This window comes from candidate division KSB1 bacterium (assembly GCA_022562085.1).
Taxonomy (GTDB): Bacteria; Zhuqueibacterota; Zhuqueibacteria; order Oceanimicrobiales; family Oceanimicrobiaceae; genus Oceanimicrobium.
This window is the reverse complement of record JADFPY010000229.1, coordinates 1-7,372: the sequence shown is the minus strand read 5'-3', so window position 1 is coordinate 7,372 and position 7,372 is coordinate 1. Positions and strand designations below refer to the sequence as shown.

Genomic DNA, 7,372 nt, shown 5'->3' with positions numbered 1-7,372 from the left:
CCGCACAAAAGGGAGCGGCATTGTCGATCTAAGCGATGCTTTTGGAACTCAACTTAATGCCACAATTTATGCCTTCTGTGTTCTAAATAAAGAGGTCCCGGGTGAAGTATCATTTGAGTTTAAACATGATGATGGCGCTGTTGTATGGATAAATAGCCAACAAGTATTTAGCTCTTTAACCGCGAGAACTTTAAGCAATAATGAAGATGTTTTCGATACAAGATTAGAGGCTGGGGGTAATACTTGCCTTCTTAAAATTACCCAGAAATCCGGTCCCTGGGGTTTCGCTTTACGAGACATCCCGGAAAAATCTGATAGTACTGCCGTCCTGCCAAAAATAATGATTTGGGCAGGCGGTTTAGAATATAATATTTCGCTGTGGAGACTTTGGAAATATCATCCCGGCGATAGCCTTGAATGGTCTGATCCGGATTTTGATGACCGTTCTTGGGAAACATTCGATACCTTGTTAAGCCAAAACAGGCTTCCAAAAAGCGGATGGGACGGCATCGGTTGGTTCAGGATGCACCTGGAAATAGATTCTACGCTCTGGAATACTCCGCTGGCTCTTATAGTAAGATTTCATGCCGGAGCATCTGAGATTTTCCTCGATGGAAAAATGATCTATCAATTTGGTACAGTTGCAACAAAAAAAACCGAAGAAAAAACCTACATGGAACAAAACCCAAAAGTGATTTCATTTGGACCTGGAGCGAATCATCTGCTTGCGGTACGCTATTCCAACTATTCCGCAGAACATTTCAAAAAATGGGATCAGCCAATAGGATTCCGGCTGAATATTGGAGATTTAAATCAAACAGTTGAAACCCACACAGCTTCTGTTCGAAAAGCAACTATTTTCCAAATGATTTGGAGTATTGCGCCTGCTTTTCTTACTCTTCAGTTTTTGATGCTATTTTTGTTTTATCCACGATTTAAAGAAAATCTTTACTTTTCAATCTTTACAGGGGGTATTGCAACCATGGCATTCTTTTATGTTCAATCAAATTTATTATCAAGCTTACAACAAACAGGTTTTTCTGCTAGAATGTTAGGTCTGGCAATAAACGTAATGGCAGTGTTTGGTGTCCGCTGCTTGTACTCTTTATTTTATCCAAAATTACCAAAACAATTTTTTATTTTACTCGCTGCTGGTTTAGGCGTGGCAGTTTATTATTGGGTATACCCGCCATTTGAAATTCCTGTTTATCTTTTCGTGTTTACCTTAATTGGATTTGCAGAAATGATTCGAGTAATCGTAATAGCGATGCTTAAAAAACGCCCGGGAATTTGGATTCTTGGCTTAGGGTTTCTGATTTTTATCTTGTCATTGGGATATATAATGGTGGTTTTAGCTCTTGGGGGATCGAATAGTTTTACGGATGAACTATTATTCACTGGGATTTTTGGCCTTTTGATATTCATGTCTATATATCTGGCTCGGAATTTTGCACAGACCAACGATGAAAACACCCGTAAAACCAAAGAACTCGAACAGGCCCGCCAGCTCCAACTCTCCATGCTGCCAAAAGAGCTACCCCAGCATCCGCATCTCGAAATTGGTGTCTTTATGAAAACCGCAACAGAAGTCGGCGGTGATTATTACGATTTTCACCTTGCTGATAATGGCACTTTGACCGTAGCAATTGGCGATGCGACCGGGCACGGTATGCAGGCAGGCACCATGGTCGCGGCCACCAAAAGCCTGTTCAATGCCGTTGCAGATGAGCCTGAGCCAATTGAATTCTTGAAAAAAGGTACCAAGGTCATCAAGGCGATGGGCCTGAAAAAGATGTTCATGGCGTTGACCATAGCAAAGTTTAAGGATCATCACATGCAGGTTGCAGCGGCAGGCATGCCCTTTACGCTGATCTATCGTTCGTCCACTGGCCGGGTTGAAGAAGTCGCGCTAAAAGGAATGCCGCTGGGAGGTTTTGGCAATTTTCCCTACAAAGACAAAAAACTTCATTTGAGTGCAGGCGATACGGTTCTTTTCATGAGTGACGGCCTGGAGGAGATGTTTAATCCGCAGGACGAAATGCTGGGTGAGGAGCAGGTGAAAGTGCTTTTTGAAGAAACCGGCGCTCACTCACCTGAAGAAATAATAGAACATCTGAAAAAAGCAGGAGAGGTCTGGGCGAACGGACGTGCTCAGCAGGATGACGTGACATTTATGGTGATAAAAATCAAATAGTAACTTTTCGAAAAGTTGTATTGCACACAATGAGCGTTTCCCTCAAAGATGTCAAGGCGCAGATGCAGGAATTGAGCAATCCTAAGATTGCTGAGCACTCACTGCGATTTTTTAAAACCGGTCCTGGCGAATACGGCGAGGGGGACCTGTTCCTGGGCATCCGGGTGCCGGTTACAAAAAAGGTAGCGCGGAAATTTAAAGAGTTGCCGGTTGATGAAGTTCTGAAATTACTGAAGTCGAAGTATCATGAAGAACGTTTGTTGGCTTTAATTATGCTGGTGAATCGATTCAAAAAAGAAACAGACAAAGAACAAAAGAAGATTTACGAGGCATACTTAAGCCATACGAAATATATCAACAATTGGGATCTCGTTGATGGCTCGGCGCATCAAATCGTTGGGGGATATTTATTTGAGCGGGATAGGAAGCCGCTTTATCAACTGGCTAAATCAAAAAGTTTGTGGGAAAGAAGAATTTCCATGATTGCAACTTATACTTTCATCAAGCGCGATGATTTTGAAGATACTTTAAATCTCTCTGCGATTCTGCTGACAGATGAAGAGGATTTAATGCATAAGGCAGTTGGCTGGATGCTTAGAGAGGTTGGTAAAAAGGACATCGAAGTAGAGGAAAGGTTCTTGCGGAAACATTATAAAAAGATGCCGCGCACGATGCTGCGGTATGCCATTGAAAAATTTGAGGAAAAAAAGAGGAAGGGTTATCTGCATGGAAAGATTTGAAAATGAAAAATCTTGGCAGAAGCGTATCGAACAGTTGGAGAAAGTCGTAGCGGAGCTTCAAAGCGCGCTCAAACAAATCCACAAAGAAGCAAGCATTGAAAAACGTAATGTTGCAGAGAAAACCACTGAAAACATCTCTCCATTGGTAGACCCAAATCGTGCTCAGGCAGCCTCCGCTCCGAGCAAGGTAAACCAGGTTTCATCAAAGCCCCTCAAAAGCAGGGAATCCTCGGAACCAGCTGATAAAATTCGTAAAAACGAATATTGGCTCAATAAAATTGGCATCGGTTTGCTTCTGTTTGGAGTGGCATTTTTGTTCAAGTACTCCATTGACCAGGGGTGGCTAACCCCAATGGTTCGTGTAGGGTTTGGCCTGGCGCTTGGGATTGTACTACTCCTTTTGGGCACACGTATTTATGCTAATCGGAAGCATTTTAGCCGGGTACTTCTTGGCGGTGGAATTGCTACATTTTATATAACCGGCTTCGCAGCTTTTCAACTTTACGCCCTTGTTTCCCATCCAATCGCATTTGCTTTTATGGCAGCCGTTACGGTTGTATCATTTGTGTTCTCACTTCGACAGGATGAAGCGATCCTATCTCTTATCGGCACTTTAGGTGGGCTCGGGACGCCGTTTTTGCTTTATACCGGTTTCGGCAGTTTGCCAGCTCTCGTTGGATACACATGTGTCTTACTTGGAGGAATTAGCGCAATTTATTTTTACAAGGGTTGGCTTTCGCTTCTTTGGTCAAGCTTTGTCGGAATTTGGCTGGTCTTCCTGATTGGTTTGTTCGAAGGCCTGCCATCTGATTTCCAGGAAGCTCTTGGTGATCGTTGGGCTTTGCAGCTGGGAATGGTTTTTGGCTGGTTGGTGTTCTGGCTGGTGCCGGTCATACGTGAATTTTTTGCCAGGAAGAATCCTGAGCAATGGCCACCTTTTTCGGTAAATTTCGGTGGCAAATTCTTCTTGTCGAAAGACAGAAAGTTCTTAGAAAAGTATCTGAATAATCATGTGCATTTACTAACGGTATTGACCCCGCTTATCACTTTGACACTGTCTACGGCAGTATGGTCATTAAGCAATTCAACCTGGGGATGGATTGCGATGGCAAGTGCGGTTGTTTACGGGTTGGTTTCGTGGCTCTTCTTCCGTTTGAATACTCTTAAAGATTTTGCTTATACTCATGCTTTTGTAGGCATTCTGTTTTTAACCATAGCAATTTGCCTGCTACTGGAAGGAGATACTCTTATATTCGCCCTGGCGAGTGAAGCCGGTGTGTTGCACTTGATTGCCTACAGATTGTCAGATAAAGGGGCTGCTGTAACAGCCCATCTGCTATTCGGATTTCTGGGCCTCTGGCTTGTTTTTCGTCTACTTGATGAGCAGACCACTGGAATAACAGCCATATTAAATGCACGCGCAGTAACCGACTTCTGGATAATTGGCGTTGCATCAGCGGTTTCAATATTATTTAAATCAGCTCAAGAAAAAAAGGTATACAGATTTCTGGCCCATATCGCTTTCCTGGGATGGCTCCTTAGAGAGCTGTCTTCACTACCTAACGGCCAAGGTTATGTAACAATCTTCTGGGGAATTTATACCATCATCCTGCTTGTTGTGGGGCTCCGATATGATTACAGCGAGCTTCGAACCGTCGCTATGGGAACTCTGGTCGTAGTTGTGGGGAAACTATTCTTAGTTGATCTTGCGGAGCTCGAGACTATCTGGCGTATCCTATTATTTTTAGGCTTCGGTGCACTCTTTTTGTTACTCAGCTATTATTTTCGAGCAATATGGAACCCCGGCTCCGAGCCGGCTGATTAAGTTATTTTGTCGGTTACGCTTGCACTAACCCGAACTACTTGACCTGCGGAAGCATGACAAGAAAATGCCGCGCACCATGCTCCGGTACGCGATTGAGAAATTTGAGGAAAGAAAGCGGCAGAGATATCTTAAAGGTGAGATTTAAACACGTTTAGCATCTTAATTTTTTATTGTTTTTTAAGCTTAGAAGTTGTTACATTAAAAATAATTCATTAGCTGAAATGGAGTTGTAAATGTTCAATGCAGGTGCCTTAACATTTCAGGAGTTTATGATGCGTGAGACATTACCACTGGCCAAAATTCAAAATGCGTTGTTGGAATTTTTGCGTGGGCGCGATGATGCCGTCATGTTTGGAGCACAGGCGGTAAATGCGTATGTAAAAGAGCCGCGCATGACTCAAGACTTAGACCTCCTTTCGGTTCGTGCCGATGAGCTGGCACAGGAATTAAAAGACTACCTTAAAGATCGGTTCCACATTGCGGTGCGGGTGCGGCGAGTTGGTAAAGGTCGCGGCTATCGTCTTTTTCAAATACAAAAAAACGGCAGCCGTCATTTGGTTGACTTGCAATCTGTCGAAATGTTGCCTTTGTCAAAGAGGATTGCCAAAGTACTCGTGGCCGCGCCGGAAGAGCTAATCGCTCGCAAAGTGATAGCTTACCATAAGAGACGTGGCCAGCCGAAATCCGGGACGGACTGGCGGGATTTGATGATGTTGTTGCTGAGATTCCCTGAACTCAAAAGCGACACTGGCCCGGTTATAGACCGACTAAAGGCTGCTAAGGCAGATTCCATGATTATGTCTGTTTGGAAGGATCTGGTTAAGCAGGAGATAAAATTGCCAAAAGAAGATGATAAATTTAACGAGTATTAGTTTTTTGTGTAGTCGGTGAAAATCAGTGATTAAAACCGGCCCTGGAGAATACGGTGAAGGCGACATATTTCTCGGAATTCGGGTGCCGGTAACGCGCAAAGTTGCAAGAAAATTTCGAGGGTTGGCGCTCAGGCAAATTCTCGAATTACTGAAATCGAAGTACCACGAATGAACGTCTCCTGGCTTTGTTTATGTTGGTGGCCCTTTTTAAAAAAGGAAGTGATAAAGAGAGGAAGAATATCTATGACGCATATTTAGGTCACACCGATACTATCAACAATTGGGATCTGATTGACAGCTCTGCCCATCAAATCGTTGGGGGATATTTATTTGAGCGGGACAGGAAGCGGCTTTATCAACTGGCTAAATCAAAAAGTTTGTGGGAAAGAAGAATTTCTATTATTGCGACTTATACCTTCATCAAAAAAAATGACTTCTGAAGATATTTTAAAGCTCTCTGATGCTCTTTTACCCTTTGGTGAGAAAATTGCGTAGGAAAAAATGGAGGTAAGTTTATCTGAAAGGCTGTTCTAAAAAGCTTTATAGTGTTCAAGTCTTCAGAAAGTTCAACTTAAACACCCGATACTTAAATACCCCAAACACTTGATTTAAACCTGATTTTTGATATTCCATTGAATAATTTGGTAATCCAACGACAAAATCTGGAGGAATATAAAATGCGAAAAATCCTAACTCAATCCAATCTTAAATTCCAGCTAAAAAGCTGGTCGTTGTTATTTTTGCTCAGCGGCTCTTTGCTTTGGGCGTATGGCGGGGATAAAAAAACTCCACCGGGAACGCGCCGGGATAATGTCAAAGAAACGCTGCATGGGGTTGAAATTGTCGACCCCTATCGCTGGCTCGAGGATCAACAAAGCTCCGAAACCCGAACTTGGATCGATGCGCAGAATAAATACACGCAATCCCTTATTGGAGATTTTCCCGGCCGCGACAAACTTAAGAAGCGCCTCACCGAGTTGATGAAAATCGATGTTATCAGCATACCCATTGCCCGCAACGGGCGTTACTTTTTTACTAAGCGGGCAGCCGATCAGGACCTTCGCATAATTTATATGAGAGAAGGACTCGGTGGAGAAGATCAGCTTTTGATCGATCCTCATGGTATGAGCGATGATTTGAGAACGAGCGTTCACATTCGGGGCGTTTCGAAGGATGGCAAGATTTTGATTTATGGTGTGCGCGAGGGCGGCGAAGACGAAGTGCAGCTCCGGTTTTTGGATGTTGACAAACGCACCGAACTTCCCGATAAATTTCCCAAAGCCCGCTACTTCGGCGCGGCTTTAACTCCCGACAACAGCGGGATGTATTACACGCTGCACGGCAAGGAAGGATCGCGCCTTTATTTTCACAAAATGGGAACCGATCCTGCAGAGGACAAGAAGTTCTTTGGCGATGGCTATGATCCGGGCAAAATTATTTTTGCAGGGCTTTCGGATGACGGCCGCCACCTGGTGATCCACGTGCTACACGGCTCTGCCGGGAAAACAGAAGTTTATCTCAAAAACGTAGCGGAGGATGGTCCCATCGTAGCCATTCAGAAAGAAATTGATGCGCGAACCTTTGGACAGATCGCCGGCGATCAACTATTTTTGGAGACAAACTGGCAGGCGCCAAACAAACGCATCGTCGCGGTCGATTTGAAGAATCCAGCACAGGGCCCGGATGATTGGCGTGAGGGCATTCCGGAATCAGACGCGCCCATTAACGGTTCTGCTTTTGC

5 protein-coding genes and 1 pseudogene are annotated in these 7,372 nt (G+C 44.0%); all 6 read left to right on the top strand.

The features are described 5' to 3' along the window. Positions 1–2,194, top strand: a 2,194-nt coding sequence (locus tag IH879_16245; protein MCH7676477.1) for a SpoIIE family protein phosphatase, incomplete at its 5' end; no start/stop codon positions are given. Between the two features lie 29 nt (positions 2,195–2,223). Then, positions 2,224–2,934 carry a DNA alkylation repair protein gene (locus IH879_16240; protein MCH7676476.1) on the top strand — a complete coding sequence of 237 codons (711 nt, stop codon included), beginning with the start codon at positions 2,224–2,226 and terminating at the stop codon, positions 2,932–2,934. After that, complete coding sequence (locus IH879_16235; GenBank protein ID MCH7676475.1) at positions 2,921–4,759, top strand: DUF2339 domain-containing protein; 1,839 nt, start codon at positions 2,921–2,923, stop codon at positions 4,757–4,759. The genes IH879_16240 and IH879_16235 overlap by 14 nt, the downstream gene beginning before the upstream one ends. A 233-nt stretch (positions 4,760–4,992) precedes the next feature. Further along, positions 4,993–5,631, top strand: coding sequence for a nucleotidyl transferase AbiEii/AbiGii toxin family protein (locus IH879_16230; GenBank protein MCH7676474.1), 639 nt, complete (start codon positions 4,993–4,995; stop codon positions 5,629–5,631). A 25-nt stretch (positions 5,632–5,656) separates the two neighbouring features. Then, positions 5,657–6,126 (top strand): annotated as a pseudogene (locus IH879_16225) (DNA alkylation repair protein). A gap of 182 nt (positions 6,127–6,308) precedes the next feature. Further along, the coding region (locus tag IH879_16220; GenBank protein MCH7676473.1) for a S9 family peptidase at positions 6,309–7,372 on the top strand (1,064 nt) is incomplete at its 3' end.

Bases quoted from the DNA above. Each gene is read 5' to 3' on its own strand.
- IH879_16240 (MCH7676476.1), top strand. From the start codon at position 2,224: ATGAGCGTTTCCCTCAAAGATGTCAAGGCGCAGATGCAGGAATTGAGC.
- IH879_16235 (MCH7676475.1), top strand. From the start codon at position 2,921: ATGGAAAGATTTGAAAATGAAAAATCTTGGCAGAAGCGTATCGAACAG.
- IH879_16230 (MCH7676474.1), top strand. From the start codon at position 4,993: ATGTTCAATGCAGGTGCCTTAACATTTCAGGAGTTTATGATGCGTGAG.